Raw genomic sequence first — 20,195 nt, forward strand, 5'->3', positions numbered from 1 at the left:
TCGCAAGTCAGGCCCCCGGCCCACGCCCCCTCAGCCCCCGTCCGGCTCCCCCGCGATGGCCCGTGCCTCGGCCACGTCGTCCTCGTCGAAGCCCAGCTGCCCGGGCCGCCCATGGGTATGCACCGCCGCCTGCTCGTCGATCCACCGGTTGTGGGCCTCCCAGGCGGCCTGCTTGCTGGTGCCCAGGGCCGCCCCGATCTGCGTCCAGGAGGCCCCGGCCCGCCGCGCCGCGCGCACGCTCAACTGCCGCCCGTACGCGGCCTTTCGGGCCACCACCTCGCTCAGCGCGAGCAGTTCGAGCAGCTCGCCCCGGTCGAGGGCCTCCTCGTCGCTCCCCGCCCCGGCCAGCGACTCCCGCACGCGCAGCACGTCGAGTCGGGCCACGGCGGTCAGCAGCGTGTACTGGGGTTCGATGCTCTGCGGTGTCGTCATGGACCCACCGTCCCGTCAGGCAGGCTTGACGTCAAGAGGGCCTGACGACGACAAGTCCTTGACCAGGAAGACGCAGGGGTCGGCGCACTCCTGGCGCACACCGTCCAAGTCGAGATACGCCCAGCGGTCGAGGTACGACACGGTGGGCCGGTAGCCGAGCCGTGCGTAGAGCCGCGCGGCCGCCGGGTTGTCGTCGCCCACGCCGAGCCCCATGAGCCCGGTGCCGCGGGCGACCGCCCGTTCCTCGGCGGCACGCACCAGCGCCGTTCCGATGCCCCGCGAGCGGAGTGACTCGGGCCGGACGAGCAGCCCGTTCAGCTCGGGGCACCCCGGCCGGGCCGCGAGGTCCTCGGCCCTGCAGATCTCGATCCTCATCCGCCCGACCCTAGCGACAACAGGGAACGGCACGGCCCCCGTTCTCCCGGAACGCGGGACAACAGGGGCCGTACGGACGGGAGTTGCAGAAGTGAGTTACGGAAGCGAGTTGCGGAAGGGAGTTGCGTCAGCTCCAGCTGGCGTGCAGCGGCTTGCCCTCCGCGTAACCCGCCGCGCTCTGGATGCCGACGACGGCCCTCTCGGCGAACTCCTCCAGGGAGTTGGCACCGGCGTAGGTGCAGGAGGAGCGGACGCCCGCGATGATCGAGTCGATCAGGTCCTCGACGCCCGGCCGGGTCGGGTCGAGGAACATCCGCGAGGTCGAGATGCCCTCCTCGAACAGGGCCTTGCGGGCACGGTCGTACGCGGACTCCTCCGACGTGCGGTTGCGCACCGCGCGCGCGGACGCCATGCCGAACGACTCCTTGTAGGGGCGTCCGTTGGCATCGTGCTGGAGGTCGCCCGGCGACTCGTACGTACCGGCGAACCAGGAGCCGATCATGACGTTCGAAGCGCCCGCGGCCAGCGCCATGGCGACGTCGCGCGGGTGGCGCACACCGCCGTCGGCCCATACGTGCTTGCCGAACTTCTTCGCCTCGGCGGCGCATTCGAGCACGGCCGAGAACTGCGGGCGGCCCACACCGGTCATCATGCGCGTGGTGCACATGGCGCCGGGTCCGACACCGACCTTGATGATGTCCGCGCCGGCCTCGATGAGGTCGCGTACGCCCTCGGCGGCGACGATGTTGCCCGCGACGATCGGCACCTGGGGGTCGAGCCCGCGGACCGCCTTGACCGCGGAGATCATCGACTCCTGGTGGCCGTGCGCGGTGTCCACGACGAGCGTGTCGACACCGGCCGCGAGGAGCTGCTTGGCCTTGCCCGCGACATCGCCGTTGATACCGACGGCGGCCGCGATGCGCAGCCTGCCGTCCGCGTCGGTGGCCGGCGTGTAGAGCGTGGCACGCAGGGCGCCCTTGCGGGTGAGGATGCCGGCGAGGCGGCCGTCCTTGTCCACGGCGGGCGCGTACCGGCGGTTCGCGTGGTCCAGCTTGTTGAACGCCTCGCCCGGCTCGATGTCCGCGTCGAGCAGTAGCAGGTCCCGGGACATGACCTCGGACAGCTGCGTGAAGCGGTCGACGCCGCTCAGGTCGGCGTCGGTGACCACGCCGACCGGCCTGCCCTCGCCGTCCACCACGACACCGGCGTTGTGCGCGCGCTTCGGCAGCAGGGACAGCGCGTCGGCGACCGTCTGGTGCGGGGCCAGCACGATCGGGGTGTCCAGGACGAGATGACGGCTCTTGACCCAGGAGACGACCTCGGTGACGACCTCGATCGGGATGTCCTGCGGAATGACGACGAGCCCGCCCCGGCGGGCCAGCGTCTCGGCCATCCGGCGGCCCGCGATGGCCGTCATGTTGGCGACCACCAGCGGAATCGTGGTCCCGCTGCCGTCCGGCGAAGCCAGGTCGACGCCCTGCCGCGAACCGACCGCGGAGCGGCTCGGCACCATGAAGACGTCGTCGTACGTCAGGTCGTACGCGGGCTGGATGTCGTTGAGGAAACGCACGTGCTGCACATCCCAGTCGTTCAGAGGTGGCCCCCGAACAGGACAGCACGAGGGAAGAGCACGTACCTCATTGTCCCATGTCGATGGGTGAACGCGCCCCGGGCCGATCGTCCAGGCTGGTCAGGGGGCTACTGGTGGGATCCTCCAAGGACCAGCGCCACGGTGAGCGCCGGGGTGCCGTCCGCCGCCTGGGCGAACACGTCCCGCGCGGTCTCCCACTCCTCGGGCCGCGCCTTCGCGTACGGCTGCCAGCCGGTGACGACGACGAGCAGCCCCTTCTCCACGGCGGGCGAGGGCCAGACGGAGGAGTCGCCGAGGCTGTCGGCCAGCGCGTCCCAGTTGCGCCCGAACCAGTCCGGCAGCTCCAGGGCGCGTACGCAGCGCTCCATGAGGCCCGCCTTGTCCGCGACACCGTCGAGGTCCAGCGCGACCACGTGGCGGCCCGCCACGTCGTGCGTCATCTCAGCACCGCCCTGAAAGAGTTGTATTGAATCCTCCCCCAGCTGAAGCAGGGGGATTCCTGGCTCACGCCGCCCGCAGGTCAGCGACCGACAGGTCTTCCACGATCAACACCAGTCGGGTTGAAACCAGCCCGGTTTGTACCGCAAAGCTTGGACGTGCATGTGCTGTCTTGGTTCTCGATCAGCACGGTGTACGCGCTTGGTTCTCGCAACGCGCAGCGGTGAGTTTACGCGCCCCTGGGCGGCCTTTCGCCCCGGGGTGAACCCCGTTCCCTGCCCTGCTCCGCAGTAGTCCGATTCCTTCCCGGCCTGAAGGCCGGGGCGTCCACAGAGGTCTCAGGAAAACAGATGGGGGACGGACCGGAGCAGCATGTCGCCGATGCTGCCACAGCCGTCCCCACGCGGCGCGTCGCCGAGCCGCCGTCGGAGCGTTGCGGGCTCAGGGCCCGTCCGGGTCCGCCCGGTTCAGGGCGGGGCGGGGGGTCGGGCCCGCCGTCATCAGGTAGTCCGCGGCCGCCGTGTCCGTCACCAGGCTGGTGACGAGGCCGGAGCGCAGTACCGCGTCGATGGCGGCCGCCTTGCGCTGGCCGCCGGCGATCGCGACGACCTCGGGGATCCGCCGCAGCCGGTCGGCCTCGACGGTGATGCACCGCTCGCCCAGGTCCCGGCCGACGCGACGGCCCTCGGAGTCGAAGAGGTGCGCGGACATCTCGGCGGCCACACCGAGCGTGGCGTAGTGGGCGCGCTCCTCCTCGGTGAGCATGTCGTGCACCGTCGAGATGCCCGCCTCCCAGGAGCCGATCGACACACACGCGACGGTGACCTTGTCGAAGTACTCGAAGGCGCGGGCGATCCCCGTCTGGCTGCGCAGCGCCGCCGCGGTGGCCACGTCCGGCAGGAGCATCGGAGCGTAGATGGGATGGGCGTCCCCTCCGGAGACCTGGGCGGCCCGGCGGACCGCCTCGACCGAGCCGCGCTCTGCCGTCCCGGCGTCGTAGACACCCGTCAACTGCACCACCGTGCACGGCGGCAGCCGGTCCAGCGCGGCCGCCATGTGGATGGTGGAGCGGCCCCAGGCGAGGCCGAGCACATCGCCCTCGGCGACGAGTTCACCGAGCAGGTCGGCGGCGACCTCACCGAGGTTCTCCGGGTCGGGCGACTCCTCGGCCTCGGCCGGGGACTCGACGACGACGGCATGCCGCAGGCCGTAGCGGGCGCGCAGCGCGTCCGAGCGCTCCGCGTCCAGCTCGGCGGGGACGCGGATCTCGATCCTCACGAGATCCCGTTCGAGAGCTGTCTCCAGGACCCGGGCCACCTTGAAGCGGCTGACGCCGAACTCCTCGGCGATCTGGATCTTGGACTTGCCCTCAAGGTAGAAACGGCGGGCCATGGCCGCCGCCTGCACCAGCTCAGCGGGTCCCATCCGCATGGCCGACCGGCCCGCCGACATACCCGACACGGCGATCTCCTCACTGCTGTTCACACTCTGGATTCGCCGTTCATCCTTGCAGATCCGGCGTACTTGATCAGCCCTGAGGGGCGGCGTTCACGTTCCCTTGGCTCAGTGGTCGCATGCCCATGCTGCCTGGGCCGTCGCCTCCTCCGCCTGCGTGCGCAATGCACGTACCGCCTGGGCGGGGTCGGCCGCCCCGTACACCGCGGAACCGGCGACGAAGACGTCGGCCCCCGCCTCGGCGCAGCGCTCGATGGTGGAGGCCGAGACCCCGCCGTCGACCTGCAGCCACAGCTCCAGGCCGTGCTTGTTGATCAACTCGCGGGTGCGGCGGATCTTGGGCAGCATGATGTCGAGAAAGGCCTGGCCTCCGAAGCCCGGCTCGACGGTCATGATCAGCAACATGTCGAGCTCGGGGAGTAGATCCTCGTACGGCTCGATGGGAGTCGCGGGCCGCAGGGCCATGGAGGCCCGGGCGCCCTTGGCCCGGATCTCACGGGCGAGCCGCACGGGTGCGGCGGCCGCCTCGACATGGAAGGTGACGGAACCGGCACCCGCTTCTACGTACTGCGGCGCCCACCGATCGGCGTCCTCGATCATCAGATGGCAGTCCAGCGGCGTGTCCGTAGCACGCGCCAGAGACTCTACGACCGGCACACCTAGCGTGAGGTTCGGGACGAAATGGTTGTCCATCACGTCGACATGGAGCCAGTCAGCCCCTTCCACCGCCTTTGCCTCCTCGGCAAGGCGGGCGAAGTCGGCGGACAGGATGCTGGGGTTGATCTGCGCGGCCATGCGTTAAGCCTGCCACGTCCGGCGCCGGTTGTTCTCCCCGGTCGTCGAGGTCCCGGAGGTCCGCGACCCGAACCGGTCGGTATATACCAATCCTGCCGAGGGACTGCACCGGCCTCGCGGCCCGTGCCATCCTTGTCGGCCCACCAGCTCCACACGCGGCTACGGGGGTCGCCATGACGGACGCACAGGCGAAGCAGGGACGCGGGATCGGCTGGCTGGTCTGCGGCCGGCGCAGCAAATGGATCGTGGTGGGACTGTGGCTGGTGCTGCTGTTCCTCACGGCGCCCTTCGCCTCGAAACTCACCGACGCGCAGGACAACGACGCCGCGTCCTGGCTGCCCGGATCCGCCGAGTCCACCCAAGTCCTGGAGATCTCCGAGGACTTCAGGCCGGAACAGATCCCCGCGGTGGTCGTGTACGCCCGTGAGAGCGGCCTGACGGCCGAGGAGCGGGCGCAGATCGACGAGGACGCACGCCAGATCAAGGAACTGCGTGCGCACGGCATCCTCGGCGCGGAGACCCGGGGCCCGGTCTTCGACCGGCAGACCGATCCGCGTGCCGCCCAGATCCTCGTCCCCATCAGGATGGACGAGAAGGGCTGGGAGGAGATCTCGCCCGCCGTCGACTCGATCCGTGACGTGGTCGGCAAGGGCGGCGACGGGCTGGCCGTGCATGTGACGGGCCCCGGCGGTACGTCCGCGGACTTCTCCGAGGCCTTCGAGGGCATCGACTCCACGCTGCTGTTCTCGGCGATGGCCGTCGTCATCGTGATGCTGCTGCTGACCTACCGCAGTCCCACCCTGCTGCTGGTGCCGCTGCTCGGCGTGGTCGCCGCACTGTTCACCGCACAGGCGGTGATCTACTTCCTCGCCGAGCACGCGGGCCTGACCGTCAACGGCCAGAGCGCGGGCATTCTCACCGTCCTCGTCTTCGGCGCGGGGACCGACTACGCCCTGCTCCTGGTGGCCCGCTACCGGGAGGAACTGCGCCGCCACGAGGACCGCCACGAGGCGATGGCGCTCGCCCTGCACCGGGCGGGCCCCGCGGTGCTCGCGTCCGGCGCGACCGTCGTCCTGAGCATGCTGGTGCTGCTCGCCGCCGAGATGAACTCGACGCGCGGCCTCGGCCCGGTCGCCGCCATCGGCGTCGCGGTCGCCCTGGCCGCGATGATGACCCTCTTCCCGGCCCTGCTGGTGATCTTCGGCCGCTGGATCTTCTGGCCGGTGATCCCGCACTTCGGCTCCGCCGACCCGACCGAGCGCGGGGTCTGGGCGCGGATGGGCAACCGCATCACGCATCGCCCGCGGCTGATCTGGGGCGTCACGGCGGCGGCGCTCGCGCTGCTCTCACTGGGCCTCATCCAGCTCCGCGCGGAGGGCATCAGCAACGCCGACGCCTTCACCGGCAAACCCGACTCGATCGTCGGCCAGGAGGTGTCCGCGCGCTACTTCCCCGCGGGCAGCGGCGATCCGCTCGTCATCGTCAGCAACCGCGCCCAGGCCGAGGACGTCGGCCAGGCGGTCGCGGCCACCCGCGGTGTCGTACCGGAATCCCTCGGCCTGCCACCGGGCACGAAACCCGAGTTCGAGGGCAAGGTCCTCTTCGAGGCCACCATGACCGCACCCGCGGACAGCGAGGCCGCGAAACAGACGGTGGAGCGGGTGCGGGACGCCGTGCACGACGTTCCCGACGCCGACGCCCAGGTGGGCGGCGGCACGGCCTCGCTGCTCGACATGGACAAGGCGACGACCCACGACAACATCCTGATCATCCCGTTGGTGCTCATCGTGGTCCTGCTGATCCTGTGCGGCGTGCTCCGAGCTCTGATCGCCCCGCTGCTGCTGATCGGCACGGTGGTGCTGTCCTTCGCCGCCGCGCTGGGGATCAGTGCGCTCGCGTTCCGGTACGTCTTCGACTACGCGGGCGAGTCGACGGACTTCCCGCTGTTCGTCTTCGTGTTCCTGGTCGCCCTGGGCATCGACTACAACATCTTCCTGACCACCCGCATCCGCGAGGAGGCCGGCCGCCAGGGCACCCGCAAGGGCGTGGTGACGGGCCTGGCCACCACCGGCGCCGTCATCACCTCGGCGGGCCTGGTCCTCGCCGGAACCTTCGCCGCCCTCGGCACGCTCCCCATGGTCGCCTTCGCCGAGATCGGCTTCGCGGTCGCCCTGGGCGTGCTGCTCGACACGTTCATCGTGCGCTCGGTCCTCGTGCCGTCCCTGTTCCTGGACGTGGGCGCGAAGGTGTGGTGGCCGCACCGGCTGGCCCACGAGGACGGGGGCACGGCGGGTCCGCCGACGACCACCGGGACCGGCTCCGGCTCTCCCTCGCCAACACCGACACCGGCACCGGCACCGACACCGACTCCGGGAGGCCCGCCGGCCCCGTCGGAGTAGGCGGACCCGGCCGGTAGGTGCCGGTCGACCGACCTCAGGCGGTCCGGCGGATGAGCGCCAGATACATGGCGTCCGTCCCGTGCAGATGCGGCCACAGCTGCACGTCGGGGCCGTCGCCCAGGGCCGGTACGCCCGGGAAGAGCGGGCGGGCGTCGAGGAGTTCGGCCGAGCCGCCGTACTGCTTGAGCATGTCGTCGACCACGGCCCGGGTCTCCGCGAGGTGCGGCGAGCAGGTGGCATACCCGACGACACCGCCGACCCGCACCGAGTCGAGCGCCGTACGCAGCAGTCCGCGCTGCAACGGCGCGAACCCGTCCAGGTCGTCGGGGCGCCGCCGCCAACGGGCCTCGGGACGACGCCGCAGCGCGCCAAGACCCGTGCAGGGCACGTCCATCAGTACGCGGTCGAAGGTCCCCGAACGCCACGGCGGCCGTGTCCCGTCGGCGGCGACGACCTGATAAGGCCCGGGGTTCCCGGCGAGGGCCTTCGCGACCAGCCCGGCCCGGTGCGGCTGCTTCTCGGAGGCGAGGAGCACGGCCCCGCGCTCGGCGGCCAGTCCGGCGAGCATGGCCGCCTTGCCGCCGGGTCCGGCACAGCCGTCGAGCCATGCCTTGTCCGGCCCGTCGAGGGGCGCGTTGGCGAGGGCGAGGGCCACGAGTTGGCTGCCCTCGTCCTGCACGCCGGCCCGCCCTTCGCGTACGGCGTCGATGGCGCCCGGCTCACCCCCCTCGGACAGCCGCACGGCGTACGGCGACCAGCGTCCCGGCAGCGCGTTCTCGTCCCCGAGAACGCCGAGGAGTTCACCGGCAGTCGACCGCCCCGGGCGGGCCACAAGGGTCACCTCGGGCCGTTCGTTGTCGGCTTCGAGGAGATCCTCGATCCCGGCCCGCCCGCCTCCCAGCGAGTCCCACAACGCCGAGACGACCCATCGCGGATGCGAATGCACGACGGCGAGATGATCCTCGGGATCGTCGTCGTAGGGCGGAGCGACCAGCTCCAGCCAGCCGTCCAGATCATGCTGCGCGATCTTCCGCAGCACGGCGTTGACGAACTTCGCCCGCCCGTCCCCGAGCACGACCCTCGCCAGCTCGACCGACGCGGACACGGCGGCATGCGACGGGATCCGCGTCCCGAGCAGCTGATGCGCACCCAGGCTCAGAACATCCAGCACCGGCGGATCGACCTCGCGCAGCGGCCGGTCGACACACGCCGAGATGACGGCGTCGTACGTCCCTTGCCGCCTCAATGTCCCGTACACCAGCTCCGTGGCCAGCGCCGCGTCCCGCCCGTCGAAGTCCCCCTTCTCCCGCGCCTTCCGCAGCAACGGCGGCAACACGAGATTCGCGTACGCGTCCCTCTCGTCCACCGCCCGCAACGCATCGAAGGCAAGCATCCGCACGGGGTCCTTCTTGGGACGACGGTACGGCTTGCCCTGCTGCCGGGGCCGACGGGACTGCTCGTTCACGTAAAAGGTGCTCCGGATCGTGGAAGAGGTACGGGTCCAGCCTACGTCGCGGTGACGCCCGTGCCCCTTCTCAGGGCACGGGGAACAACACGCTCTCGGGGGGTACGGGGAACGGCGTGCCCTTTCGAGGCGCGGCACGGGTCCCGTCCTCCCCGGCCCGCGAGAAGCGGCGCCCTTTCAGGCACGGGGGACGGCTCGCTCCTTGGGGGCGCGGGGAACTGCGCAGTCTTTTGCGGCACGGCGATCAGCGCACCCGTGGAGAGCGCGGGGATCAGCGCACACTTTGGGGGCGCGGGGAACTGCGCAATCTTTTAGGGGCGCGGGGAACTGCGCGACCAGCCCCCACCGGCCCGCACCCGACAACCCACCCCTCACACCCCACCCACAACAAACCGCCCGCCGAAAGAAACCCCCTCAGCCCCCAACCACCTCACCACCCCCGATCCGAACCCCCCGCGCCCAATCCGCCGCCCGCATCGGCTTCTTCCCCTGAGCCTGCACCCACAACAACTCAACAGCACACGACCCGGTCCCCACGTACACATTGTTCTTGCCGACCCCCAACACCCCAGGAGCAAGATCCGTCCACTCAGGAGCAAGCGCAACCTGGATCAACTTCAGCCGCTCCCCCCGGAACACGGTCCACGCCCCCGGCGCGGGCGTACACCCGCGTACGACCCGGTCGACACGGAGCGCGGGCGCGGCCCAGTCCACGTGCGCGTCCTCGACGCTGATCTTCGGCGCCAGCGTGACACCGTCCGCCGGCTGCGGCACGGCCTTGAGCGTGCCGTCCTCGATCCCGTCCATCGTCGCGGCCAGCAGCCCCGCCCCCGCGAAGGCGAGCCGCGTCAGCAGATCCCCGCTGGTGTCGGTGGGCCGCACCTCCTCGGTGACGGTCCCGTAGACGGGCCCGGAGTCGAGCCCCTCCTCGATGAGGAACGTGGAGGCCCCGGTGATCTCGTCCCCGGCCATGACGGCGTGCTGGACGGGCGCCGCCCCACGCCAGGCGGGCAGCAGCGAGAAGTGCAGATTGACCCAGCCCTGGGCGGGGATGTCGAGCGCGACCCGGGGCAGCAACGCACCGTAGGCGACCACGGGACAGCAGTCCGGCGCGATCTCCCGCAGCCGTGCCAGAAACACCTCGTCCCGCGGCTTCACCGGCTTGAGCACCTCGATGCCGGCCTCCTCCGCCCGCTCGGCGACGGGGCTCGCGACAAGCCTCCGCCCCCGCCCCGCCGGCGCGTCCGGCCGAGTGACGACGGCGGCCACCTCATGCCGCCCGGAGGCGATCAGGGCGTCCAGAGCGGGAACGGCGACCTCGGGGGTACCGGCGAAGACGAGCTTCATGGGTGGCAGTCGGCCTCTCGGGCGAATTCATGGTGGGCAGCACACCAGTCTATGGGGCGGCACGGGCCGTGCGAGCGGCGCGGGCAGTTCGGGCGGGACTCACTCGTCGCGAGGCGGAAGGCGGGGCCGAGGACGAAGGCCGAGGCGAGCGCACGCCCAGCCGCCGGGGGCGTACGCATATGCCCCCACGCCCCATAAGCGTGACCACTCACCCTCAAACGCGTTGGTCAAGAAAGAGTTGACCAAAACGGGCCGCACTCGCGGCCCGGTCCTTTTCAACGCCGGTTCGAGAGGCTTGTTCATGGCCGACCACGCAACCCACGACGCCCAGGCTCGGGCCAGCCTGCACTTGCTGGTGCGGGACATCGAGCGGGTCCGCCGGCAGGTGGACGCACTGCGCACGCTGACAGCCCAGCTGGGCAACGTCTACCGCCCGCGCCGCTCCGGCCCGTCCACGGGCTTCGTCGTCTACGGGCGGGCGCCCGCCCCGACCGTCCGCCTCGCCCAGGAGCTGCGGGACAGCGTCGAGACCCTGGTCACGGCCGCCGTGGACTTCGACCGCTCACTGGGCTTCTCGTGGGACGCGGTGGGCTCGGCACTGGGGGTCACCAAACAGGCGGTGCACCGCCGTTACGGCGCCCGCCGAGCCGCGGCCCAGGCCGCCGCGGAGGCCGAGCGCGCCACGGAACCGTCGGGCTCCTCCCGCACGGTCGCCGTCAACACCGGCCTCCCCACGGTCCCCGCGGCCCGTTCCATGCCGATGCCGATGCCCACGCAGCCGACGGCGGGCAGTTCCACGCTCCGCGAGGAGATCAGGCCGACCGCCTTCCCGGGCCCGCGCAACGGCTGACCCCACACCCACCTGTCTGCCCCCGACGAGCCTCGGGGGCAGACCCGTATACGCGAACAAGCAGCCACCGATACCCGGCACCGACCTCACCGACCCGCCGGCCGCACCCGCACCCGCACCCGCACCCGCACCCGCACCCGCACCCGCCGACGGTCACCCGATATCCGGCGGATCAATCCGAATCCGCACCACATCGCTCCCCCCGCCGCCACCGCCACCCCCACTGCCCCCGCTCCCCCCACGCGCCATCCGAGCCGCCTGAGCGTTCTTCAACGCGGAGGCCAGCGCGGCCCCCTTCCCCGGCGGCACCCTGATCAGCGCCCGCTCCCACGGCTCGCCCACCGGTGGCGCCCCCGTCCGCCGTGGCCGCCCGGGATCCACCGGAGCCACCGGCACGGGCCCCAACACCTCGGCCTCACGCGGCAGTTCGACTGCGGTCAGGAATCCGGCGAGCGCCTCCGCCGTCCCGGACACGGCGGCCATCCGCGACACGGGCGGAAAGCCCAGCTCGGCCCGCTCGGCCAGCTCACGGACGGCGTGCCCCACCGGATCCCACCGCACCAGCGCCTGCACCGGCCGCAGCGTCGGCTCGGCGACGACCACCACGGTCCCGCCGTCCCGCTGCCCCCGCACCAGGGCAGCCGCACCGATCCACCGCCGCAACGCGTCCTCGCCGGCCCGCAGATCGGGCCGCCCCAGCATCGCCCAGCCGTCGAGCAGCAGCGCGGCCGCGTACCCGCCCTCGGCCACGGGTTCGGCGCCCGGCGTGCTGACCACCAGCGCGGGCGCTCCCGGGACCGTGTCCAGGACCTGCTCGCGCCCCGAAGTCCGTACAGGGACCGCCGGAAAGGCCCGCCCGAGCTCCTCGGCGGTCCGCCGCGCCCCCACGACCTGCGCCCGCAGCCGGAACCCACCGCACTCGGGACAGCGCCACTCCGGCTCGTCCCGACCGCACCACCCGCAGCGCAGCCCGCCGGCGTCCTGCCCCTCCAACGGCCCGGCGCAGTGCCGACACCGGGCGGGTGCCCGGCACTGCGCACAGGCCATCCGCGGCACATAGCCACGCCGTGGCACCTGCACCAGCACCGGCCCCTGCTTCAGCCCCTCCCGTACGACCTGCCAGGCGAGGGTGGGCAGCCGTGCGGCGCGCGCCGCCTCGTCGCGCGCGAGATCCCCGTCCCCGACGGTCCGTACGAGCGGAGCCGCCCCCCGCACCTGCTCTCGTTCGGCGACGATCGGCGCCGCCCAGCCGCTCTCCACGAGCTGCGCGGCCTCGACGGTGCAGCTCCAACTGCCCAGTAGGAACGCGCACTTGTCGTGGGCGGCCCGCAGCAACAGCACCTCCCGCGCATGCGGCTGGGGGGCGTGCAGCTCGCTGTGGCTGCCGTCCCCGTCGTCCCACATGGCCACAAGCCCCAGGTCCCGCACGGGCGCGAACATGGCTGCCCGGGTGCCCACGACGGCCCGTACGGACCCGCGCCGCACCGCGAGCCACTGCCGGTACCGCTTCTCGGGTCCGGCCTCGGCGGTGAGCACGGCGTGCCGCCCCTCGCCCAGCACTGAGGTCAGCGCGGCGTCGACCCGGCTGACGGCCCGCCCGTCCGGCACGACGACGAGCGCTCCACGGCCCGAGGCGAGCGTCGCCCCCACGGCCCGCGCCAACTCCTCGGCCCAGCCGGGTCCCGGCAGCGCGTTCCAGACGGCCCGGGGCGTCCCGCCGCCCGCGAGCGACTCGACGAAGGCGGCCCCCCGCGAGTACCGGGCCCAGGACCCCACCGCCGGCGCCTCGGGAACCGGCAACGGCTCGGGCGACGGCTTCTGTTCGGCTCTGGCGTTCCGCGGGGGCACGGCCAGTTGCAGCACATCGGCCAGACTCCCCGCGTACCGATCGGCGACGGCCCGGGCGAGCCCCAGCAACTCCTCGCTCAACACGGGCTCGGGCGACACGACTTGAGCGAGCGCGGCCAGCGGCCCGGAGTAGTCGGACTCGGCCAGCCGCTCGATCAGGAACCCGTCGATCAGCCCCCCGCCCTCGCGCCGCCCCTCCCGCACGCGATGCCGCCCCGCCCCGAACCGCACCCGCACGCGCACCCCGGGCTGCGCGTCGGCGTCGAGCTCCTCGGGCACGGCATAGTCGAAGTACCGGTCGAGATGCAGCACGCCCTTGTCGACGAGCACGCGCGCCACGGGCAGCTCCTTGGCGACCGCGGCCCCCCGCCAGGTCCGCGGCTTGGCCCGCGGCGCCTTCCGCACGGCGTCCCGAATCAACGCAAGCTGCTCGGGCGGGGCACCCTCGGCCCCACCTTCACCACGCCCATCCGTGCTGCTCACAGCAACATTCCTACCAGACCCCACTGACACCGCCGCGCGCCCGAGATCAGGCCGGCCGCGGATCGCGAACGCCCCTGGGGCGCTTCTGCCATGGGCCACTCGGCCATACCGGTCCAGGACCGGCAGCAGGATTCGAACCTGCGAGGGGTTAACCCGGAAGTATCCGCGACCATCGCACCGGGCGCGACGACGTCAGATCCTCCCGAGTTCAGAACGGCAGCGGTACATGAACCAGATTCACCGTACGCACTCGGCGCACTCCACCGAAGTAACCGCGGCCTGCGCACCGGGAGGACCGCCAGCGTACGAAGTCCGACGACGGCCGTGCCAATCATTTGCCGGCCCGGCCGTCTGCCCGCGGACAGCGGCGCGCGGACAGCGGCACGCGGACAGCGGCACGCGGACAGCGGCGAGGCCCGGCGCCCCCGAGGGGGCACCGGGCCTCGCCGAAACAGCTGGCCGAAAACAGGCAGGACTTAGAGCCCCGCAGCCTTCCGCAGCGCGTCCACGCGGTCCGTCTTCTCCCAGGTGAACTCGGGCAGCTCACGGCCGAAGTGGCCGTACGCGGCGGTCTGGGCGTAGATCGGGCGGAGCAGGTCCAGGTCGCGGATGATCGCGGCCGGGCGGAGGTCGAAGACCTCGGTGATGGCCGTCTCGATCTTCTCGGCGTCGATCTTGGCGGTGCCGAAGGTCTCGACGAAGAGACCGACGGGCTCGGCCTTGCCGATCGCGTAGGCGACCTGGACCTCGCAGCGGGTGGCGAGGCCCGCGGCGACGACGTTCTTCGCGACCCAGCGCATGGCGTACGCGGCGGAACGGTCGACCTTGGACGGGTCCTTGCCCGAGAAGGCGCCGCCACCGTGGCGGGCCATGCCGCCGTAGGTGTCGATGATGATCTTGCGGCCGGTGAGGCCGGCGTCGCCCATCGGGCCGCCGATCTCGAAGCGGCCGGTCGGGTTGACCAGCAGCCGGTAGCCCTCGGTCTCCAGCTTGATGCCGTCGTCCAGGAGGGCCTTCAGCTCCGGCTCGACCACGAACTCACGGATGTCGGGGGCCAGGAGGGAGTCCAGGTCGATGTCCGACGCGTGCTGTGAGGAGACGACGACCGTGTCCAGACGGACCGCCTTGTCGCCGTCGTACTCGATGGTGACCTGGGTCTTGCCGTCCGGGCGCAGGTAGGGGATCGTCCCGTTCTTGCGGACCTCGGAGAGGCGGCGCGACAGGCGGTGCGCGAGGTGGATCGGGAGCGGCATCAGCGCCGGCGTCTCGTCCGTCGCGTAGCCGAACATCAGGCCCTGGTCGCCCGCACCCTGCTTGTCGAGCTCGTCCTCATCACCCTCGACACGCTTCTCGTACGCCGTGTCGACGCCCTGCGCGATGTCGGGCGACTGCGAGCCGATGGACACCGAAACGCCACAGGACGCGCCGTCGAAGCCCTTCTTCGAGGAGTCGTAACCGATCTCGAGGATCTTGTCGCGCACGAGCTGCGCGATCGGCGCGTACGCCTTGGTGGTGACCTCTCCGGCCACATGCACCAGGCCGGTGGTGATCAGCGTCTCCACGGCGACCCGGGAATGCGGGTCCTCGCGCAGAAGCGCGTCGAGAATGGTGTCACTGATCTGGTCAGCGATCTTGTCGGGGTGACCCTCGGTCACAGACTCCGAGGTGAACAGGCGACGGGACACAACGCTCCCTGAGGTTGCAGCGGCTGCTGGCTGATCATTGGCGGACGCCCGGGGGCTGCGCCCGGCGTCGTCCGAGAACAGTTTATCGGTCGCGCTCTGCCGCCGGGCTACTGTCTCGCCTCTCGGAAGCGCTGTGACCTGCGGCACGGGCATTCTGCGACACGACGAACCTTCTGCGCCAGGCTCCCACACCCCGTTCCGGCGGTTCCAGTGGGTCTGTTGAAGCGATTGAGACATTCACCCGATGCGACGCGCCACGAGATCCCACACGGTCTCGGCCAGGGCTTCCTTGGGTCCGTACGGCACCGCGGTCTCGCTTCCGTCGGCGCCCAGCACCACCGCCTCGTTCTCCTCTGAGCCGAAGGTCTTGCGCTCGCCGACCTCGTTCACCACGAGGAGGTCGCAGCCCTTGCGCTGAAGCTTCGCGCGCCCGTTGGCCAGTACGTCGTCCGTCTCGGCGGCGAAACCGACGATCACCTGGCCCGGGCGGGCGCGGTCCGCGGAGATCTCCGCGAGGATGTCCGGATTGCGGACCAGAACGATCGGCTCCGGTTCCTGGCCGTCCTTCTTCTTGATCTTTCCGGCCGCGTATGCGGCGGGCCTGAAGTCGGCGACCGCCGCCGCCATCACCACGGCGTCGGCGTCCGGCGCCGCCTTGAGCACGGCCTCGCGCAACTGCACTGCGGTCCCGACCTGTACGACATCGACACCGGCCGGGTCCGGCATGCCGGTGTTCGCGGCGATCAGTGTGACCCGGGCGCCCCGGGCGGCTGCGGTGCGCGCGAGGGCGTACCCCTGCTTCCCGGAGGAGCGGTTGCCGAGGAAGCGGACCGGGTCGAGCGGCTCGCGCGTGCCGCCGGCGCTCACGACGACGTGCCGGCCGGCGAGGTCGGGCTCGGTGACGCCGCGCGCGAGCACCCTGCGGCAGACCTCGAAGATCTCCGACGGCTCGGGCAGCCGCCCCTTGCCCGTGTCCACACCGGTCAGGCGCCCCACCGCGGGGTCGATGACGACGGCGCCGCGGCGGCGCAGCGTCGCCACGTTCTCCTGGGTGGCCGGGTGTTCCCACATCTCGGTGTGCATGGCGGGGGCGAAGACGACCGGGCAGCGGGCAGTGAGCAGGGTGTTCGTCAGCAGGTCGTCGGCGAGGCCGTGGGCGGCCTTCGCGAGCATGTCCGCGGTGGCGGGGGCGACGACGACCAGGTCGGCCCCCTGACCGATGCGGACGTGCGGGACCTCGTGGACGTCCGACCAGACCTCGGTGGACACGGGGTGGCCGGAGAGCGCGGACCAGGTCGCGGCGCCGACGAAGTGCAGCGCGGACTCGGTCGGGACCACCCGTACGTCGTGCCCCGACTCGGTCAGCCTCCGCAGCAGCTCACAGGCCTTGTACGCGGCGATGCCACCGCTGACCCCCAGCACGACCTTCGGCTTGTCCACCGGATCTCCCCGCACCTTGGAAAACGTATGCCCCCATCACACACCACAGGCCTGGCAGTCGCGCTGCCAGGCCTGTGGATAAAGCAACTTCAAGCAGAAAATACTACTGCGCCGGGCCCTCTACGGCCTCCGACGTCAGCAGGCCCGCGTTGATCTCGCGCAGGGCGATCGAGAGCGGCTTCTCGTGGACATGCGTGTCGACGAGGGGACCGACGTACTCAAGGAGGCCTTCACCGAGCTGCGAGTAGTACGCGTTGATCTGGCGCGCGCGCTTGGCGGCGTAGATCACGAGGCTGTACTTCGAGTCGGTTGCCTCGAGGAGCTCGTCGATCGGAGGGTTGATGATGCCCTCGGGCGTGGTGATGGAAGAGGACACGCTCTGCCTTCCGAAAGGTGGAAATTGACCTGAAAGATCAAACAACTTCCATCAAGGCTAGCAGCTCACGCGCCACGTCCTCGACGGAGGTGTTGACCAGGGTGACGTCGAACTCCGGCTCGGCGGCCAGTTCGATCTTGGCGGCCTCCAGCCGGCGCTCGATGACCTCGGGCGGCTCGGTGCCCCGCCCGGTGAGTCTGCGCACGAGCTCCTCCCAGGAGGGAGGAGCCAGGAACACCAGCAGAGCGTCCGACATGGACTCGCGGACCTGCCGGGCTCCCTGGAGATCGATCTCCAGGAGGACCGGCTCACCCGACTCCAGCCGTTCGAGCACGGCCTTGCGCGGTGTCCCGTAGCGGTTGCCCGCGAACTCCGCCCATTCGAGCAGTTCGCCGTTGGCGATCAGCTTGTCCATCTCCTCGTCGCTGACGAAGAAGTAGTGGACGCCGTGCTTCTCCCCGGGGCGCGGCCTGCGGGTCGTCGCCGACACCGAGAGCCAGACCTCGGGGTGTTCCTTGCGCATATGGGCGACGACCGTGCTCTTGCCGACCCCGGAGGGGCCGGAGAGCACGGTCAGCCGCGGACGTACGTCCGGGGGTACGGGGGTCGTCCCCCGGGGTGTTGCAGCCATGCGGCGATTATCCAGGTTCTCAGGGGTGCCCGAGAACGTCAGGCAGCACCGCCGCCGAACTCGCGCTCGAGAGACGCGATCTGATTGGAGCCGAGACCGCGCACACGGCGGCTCTCGGAGATGCCAAGTCGCTCCATGATCTGCTTGGCGCGGACCTTGCCCACGCCCGGCAGGGACTCCAGGAGGGCGGAGACCTTCATCTTGCCGATGACGTCGTTCTCCTGGCCCTGCTTGATGACCTCGTGAAGGGAGGCGCCGGAGTGCTTGAGTCGATTCTTGACCTCGGCCCGCTCCCGGCGAGCCGCGGCGGCCTTTTCGAGCGCGGCTGCGCGCTGTTCAGGGGTAAGGGGCGGAAGAGCCACGCCTACGTCACCTCGGATGTCGAACTGTCGGATACGGACCGGTGAGGAACCTAGTCGCCCCACACCTGGGGAGCAACGAGCAACGCTCTTGCCCGTTCACTCTGCGTCGGAGACTAGCGGGCAAGTCCGCCGGAGTCAGCGAGAACAGCGGAAAAGTCCTGGTCAGCCTCCATCGAGTCCGACATTCCGGACAAAATGCCCCGGATTTGAGGATGTATTCAGACTCGGGACGCCTGAAGGACGCCCACGAAAACCGCTAGGCAGACGCTACGGCCGCCCTGATCTGCTCGGCGAAGAGGTCCGATGACGCGCGTAGCGAGCCGATGTCGGGTCCGTGACGCAGAACACCCCGGCTGACGTTCGGGACCACCTGGCGCACCGCCGCGCCGAACACGCCCGGCAGATCGGCCGGCGTGGCCCCCTGGGCTCCGATTCCGGGCGCTAGGAGCGGGCCGTTGATGTCGAGGTCGTAGGAGGACAGATCGCCGAGCGTGGCGCCGACGACCGCCCCGAAGGAGCCCATCGGGGTCTCCCCCGCGTTCTCCTCGGCGAGATGGGCCAGCATCGTCGCGCCCACGTTCCGCAGGGCCGTGTCCTCGGGACGTACCGCGTGCTGCACTTCCCCGCCCTCCGGGTTGGAGGTCAGCGCGAGCACGAACAGTCCCGATCCGCTCTCCCGCGCGAGGTCGACCGCCGGCTTCAGCGACCCGTAGCCGAGGTACGGCGACACCGTGAGCGCGTCGGAGAAGAGCGGCGAGCCCTTCTCCAGGAAGGCGGAGGCATACGCCGCCATGGTCGAGCCGATGTCGCCGCGCTTGGCGTCCATGACGACCAGTGCCCCGGCCGCTCGCGCCTCCTCGACCGACTTCTCCAGTACGGCGACGCCGCGCGACCCGAAGCGCTCGAAGAACGCGCTCTGGGGTTTCAGCGCGGCGACCCGGTCGGCCAGCGCCTCGACAACAGTGCGGCTGAAGCGCTCGAGACCCGCGATGTCGTCGTTCAGACCCCAGTCGGCGAGCAGCGAGGCGTGCGGGTCGATCCCGACGCACAGCGGCCCGCGCTCGTCCATGGCGCGGCGCAGCCGCGATCCGAAGGGCTCAGTCATACCGTCGTCTTCCTCACGTCGGCGCCGACCGCGTCGGCGAGGGTGGCATGCGGGCTGGTGCGCAGGCGGGCGGCGAGGCCCTTGTGGATGGCGCGGCCCCAGAAGGGGCCTTCGTAGACGAAGGCGCTGTAGCCCTGGACGAGCGTGGCGCCCGCGAGGATCCGCTGCCAGGCGTCCTCGGCGTTCTCGATGCCGCCGACGCCCACGAGGGTGATGCGGTCGCCCACGCGCGCGTAGAGACGCCGCAGCACCTCCAGGGAGCGCGCCTTCAGAGGGGCGCCCGAGAGTCCGCCGGTCTCTCCGACGAGGGTGGGTTCGGACTTCAAACCGAGCCCCTCGCGCGCGATGGTGGTGTTCGTGGCGATGATCCCGTCCAGGCCGAGCTCGACGGCGAGGTCGGCGACGGCGTCGACGTCCTCGTCGGCGAGGTCGGGCGCGATCTTCACCAGCAGCGGAACGCGGCGCGTGGTCACCGTCCGGTCGGCTGCCTCACGGACGGCGGTCAGCAGCGGCCGCAGCGACTCGGTGGCCTGAAGGTTGCGCAGCCCGGGCGTGTTCGGCGAGCTGACGTTGACGACGAGGTAGTCGGCGTACGCGGCCAGCCGTTCGGTGGACTTCACGTAGTCGGCGGCGGCCTCGGCCTCCGGGACGACCTTGGTCTTGCCGATGTTGACGCCCACGACGGTCCTGAAGACGGCCGTACGGGCCGCCAGACGCCTTGCTACGGCCTCGGAGCCCTCGTTGTTGAACCCCATGCGGTTGATCAGCGCACGGTCCGACACAAGGCGGAACAGGCGCTTCCTGGGGTTGCCGGGCTGCGCCTCCCCCGTGACCGTGCCGATCTCGACGTGGTCGAAGCCGAGCATCGACATCCCGTCGACGGCGACCGCGTTCTTGTCGAAGCCCGCCGCGAGCCCGAACGGCCCGTGCATCCGCAGCCCGAACGCCTCGGTCCGCAGCTCCTTGTGACGGGGCGCGAGCACGGCGGCGACGAAGGTCCGCAGGACGGGGACACGAACGGCGAGCCGGATCCAGCGGAAGGCGAGGTGGTGGGCCTGCTCGGGGTCCATGCGCTTGAACACGAGCCGGAAGAAGAGCTTGTACATGTTCGGTTTCCT

The 20,195-nt window shown here is 71.1% G+C and carries 17 protein-coding genes and 1 pseudogene; 2 read left to right on the top strand and 16 right to left on the bottom strand.

Annotated features, from left to right (window positions below):
• Positions 1-30: 30 nt before the first annotated feature.
• The 6 genes and pseudogenes from ACIBEI_RS38675 to rpe form a co-directional block, all read right to left on the bottom strand.
• On the bottom strand, positions 31-432 hold the full coding sequence (locus ACIBEI_RS38675) for a hypothetical protein (protein ID WP_398895222.1): 402 nt from the start codon (positions 430-432) through the stop codon (positions 31-33).
• 15 nt (positions 433-447) lie between these two features.
• Positions 448-774, bottom strand: a pseudogene (locus ACIBEI_RS38680) (GNAT family N-acetyltransferase); the annotation flags it as partial.
• Positions 775-934: 160 nt separating this feature from the next.
• Positions 935-2,377, bottom strand: a complete 1,443-nt coding sequence (locus ACIBEI_RS38685; RefSeq protein ID WP_398895256.1) for a GuaB1 family IMP dehydrogenase-related protein — start codon at positions 2,375-2,377, stop codon at positions 935-937.
• 128 nt (positions 2,378-2,505) lie between these two features.
• Positions 2,506-2,838 carry a barstar family protein gene (locus tag ACIBEI_RS38690; protein ID WP_398895224.1) on the bottom strand — a complete coding sequence of 111 codons (333 nt, stop codon included), beginning with the start codon at positions 2,836-2,838 and terminating at the stop codon, positions 2,506-2,508.
• 439 nt (positions 2,839-3,277) lie between these two features.
• Positions 3,278-4,321 (bottom strand): sugar-binding domain-containing protein, encoded by a 1,044-nt coding sequence (locus tag ACIBEI_RS38695; RefSeq protein ID WP_362084492.1) that lies wholly within the window; start codon positions 4,319-4,321, stop codon positions 3,278-3,280.
• Positions 4,322-4,399: 78 nt separating this feature from the next.
• Positions 4,400-5,086, bottom strand: a complete 687-nt coding sequence (gene rpe, locus ACIBEI_RS38700; protein WP_143635342.1) for a ribulose-phosphate 3-epimerase — start codon at positions 5,084-5,086, stop codon at positions 4,400-4,402.
• A 173-nt stretch (positions 5,087-5,259) separates the two neighbouring features.
• Between rpe and ACIBEI_RS38705 the strand changes: the two genes are divergently transcribed.
• Positions 5,260-7,485, top strand: coding sequence for an MMPL family transporter (locus ACIBEI_RS38705; RefSeq protein ID WP_398895225.1), 2,226 nt, complete (start codon positions 5,260-5,262; stop codon positions 7,483-7,485).
• A gap of 34 nt (positions 7,486-7,519) precedes the next feature.
• Here ACIBEI_RS38705 and ACIBEI_RS38710 read toward each other — a convergent pair whose 3' ends face one another.
• Entirely contained in the window at positions 7,520-8,950 is a 1,431-nt protein-coding gene (locus ACIBEI_RS38710; RefSeq protein ID WP_398895227.1) for an RsmB/NOP family class I SAM-dependent RNA methyltransferase, read from the bottom strand.
• Positions 8,951-9,364: 414 nt separating this feature from the next.
• Entirely contained in the window at positions 9,365-10,297 is a 933-nt protein-coding gene (gene fmt, locus ACIBEI_RS38715; protein ID WP_398895229.1) for a methionyl-tRNA formyltransferase, read from the bottom strand.
• Between the two features lie 301 nt (positions 10,298-10,598).
• On the opposite strand from fmt, the gene ACIBEI_RS38720 reads away from it, so the two are divergent.
• Positions 10,599-11,147, top strand: a complete 549-nt coding sequence (locus ACIBEI_RS38720; protein ID WP_055618799.1) for a hypothetical protein — start codon at positions 10,599-10,601, stop codon at positions 11,145-11,147.
• Positions 11,148-11,300: 153 nt separating this feature from the next.
• Here the strand turns inward: ACIBEI_RS38720 and ACIBEI_RS38725 are convergent, their stop codons facing one another.
• The 8 genes from ACIBEI_RS38725 to ACIBEI_RS38760 form a co-directional block, all read right to left on the bottom strand.
• Positions 11,301-13,478 carry a primosomal protein N' gene (locus ACIBEI_RS38725; protein ID WP_398895231.1) on the bottom strand — a complete coding sequence of 726 codons (2,178 nt, stop codon included), beginning with the start codon at positions 13,476-13,478 and terminating at the stop codon, positions 11,301-11,303.
• Between the two features lie 476 nt (positions 13,479-13,954).
• Positions 13,955-15,163, bottom strand: coding sequence for a methionine adenosyltransferase (gene metK, locus ACIBEI_RS38730; RefSeq protein ID WP_143635364.1), 1,209 nt, complete (start codon positions 15,161-15,163; stop codon positions 13,955-13,957).
• Positions 15,164-15,400: 237 nt separating this feature from the next.
• Entirely contained in the window at positions 15,401-16,603 is a 1,203-nt protein-coding gene (gene coaBC / locus ACIBEI_RS38735) for a bifunctional phosphopantothenoylcysteine decarboxylase/phosphopantothenate--cysteine ligase CoaBC (RefSeq protein WP_398895233.1), read from the bottom strand.
• A 103-nt stretch (positions 16,604-16,706) separates the two neighbouring features.
• A complete protein-coding gene (gene rpoZ / locus ACIBEI_RS38740; protein WP_030610454.1) occupies positions 16,707-16,979 on the bottom strand; it encodes a DNA-directed RNA polymerase subunit omega in 273 nt (90 codons plus the stop codon).
• A gap of 37 nt (positions 16,980-17,016) precedes the next feature.
• Positions 17,017-17,610: a guanylate kinase gene (gene gmk, locus ACIBEI_RS38745; RefSeq protein WP_398895236.1), complete on the bottom strand. Its 594-nt coding sequence runs from the start codon at positions 17,608-17,610 to the stop codon at positions 17,017-17,019.
• Between the two features lie 38 nt (positions 17,611-17,648).
• Positions 17,649-17,972, bottom strand: coding sequence for an integration host factor (locus ACIBEI_RS38750; protein WP_005319887.1), 324 nt, complete (start codon positions 17,970-17,972; stop codon positions 17,649-17,651).
• 256 nt (positions 17,973-18,228) lie between these two features.
• Positions 18,229-19,077 carry an orotidine-5'-phosphate decarboxylase gene (gene pyrF / locus ACIBEI_RS38755; RefSeq protein WP_398895237.1) on the bottom strand — a complete coding sequence of 283 codons (849 nt, stop codon included), beginning with the start codon at positions 19,075-19,077 and terminating at the stop codon, positions 18,229-18,231.
• Positions 19,074-20,183 (bottom strand): quinone-dependent dihydroorotate dehydrogenase, encoded by a 1,110-nt coding sequence (locus ACIBEI_RS38760; protein ID WP_398895239.1) that lies wholly within the window; start codon positions 20,181-20,183, stop codon positions 19,074-19,076. The genes pyrF and ACIBEI_RS38760 overlap by 4 nt, the downstream gene beginning before the upstream one ends.
• Between the last annotated feature and the right edge of the window lie 12 nt (positions 20,184-20,195).

The organism is Streptomyces sp. NPDC050988 (assembly GCF_044456225.1).
Lineage (GTDB): Bacteria > Actinomycetota > Actinomycetes > Streptomycetales > Streptomycetaceae > Streptomyces.

What these genes read in the sequence shown, in the direction of transcription:
- pyrF (WP_398895237.1), bottom strand. Translation starts at nt 19,077, where the DNA reads ATGACTGAGCCCTTCGGATCGCGGCTGCGCCGCGCCATGGACGAGCGC.
- ACIBEI_RS38720 (WP_055618799.1), top strand. Translation starts at nt 10,599, where the DNA reads ATGGCCGACCACGCAACCCACGACGCCCAGGCTCGGGCCAGCCTGCAC.
- ACIBEI_RS38690 (WP_398895224.1), bottom strand. Translation starts at nt 2,838, where the DNA reads ATGACGCACGACGTGGCGGGCCGCCACGTGGTCGCGCTGGACCTCGAC.
- rpe (WP_143635342.1), bottom strand. Translation starts at nt 5,086, where the DNA reads ATGGCCGCGCAGATCAACCCCAGCATCCTGTCCGCCGACTTCGCCCGC.
- gmk (WP_398895236.1), bottom strand. Translation starts at nt 17,610, where the DNA reads ATGGCTGCAACACCCCGGGGGACGACCCCCGTACCCCCGGACGTACGT.
- ACIBEI_RS38760 (WP_398895239.1), bottom strand. Translation starts at nt 20,183, where the DNA reads ATGTACAAGCTCTTCTTCCGGCTCGTGTTCAAGCGCATGGACCCCGAG.
- fmt (WP_398895229.1), bottom strand. Translation starts at nt 10,297, where the DNA reads ATGAAGCTCGTCTTCGCCGGTACCCCCGAGGTCGCCGTTCCCGCTCTG.
- ACIBEI_RS38675 (WP_398895222.1), bottom strand. Translation starts at nt 432, where the DNA reads ATGACGACACCGCAGAGCATCGAACCCCAGTACACGCTGCTGACCGCC.
- ACIBEI_RS38705 (WP_398895225.1), top strand. Translation starts at nt 5,260, where the DNA reads ATGACGGACGCACAGGCGAAGCAGGGACGCGGGATCGGCTGGCTGGTC.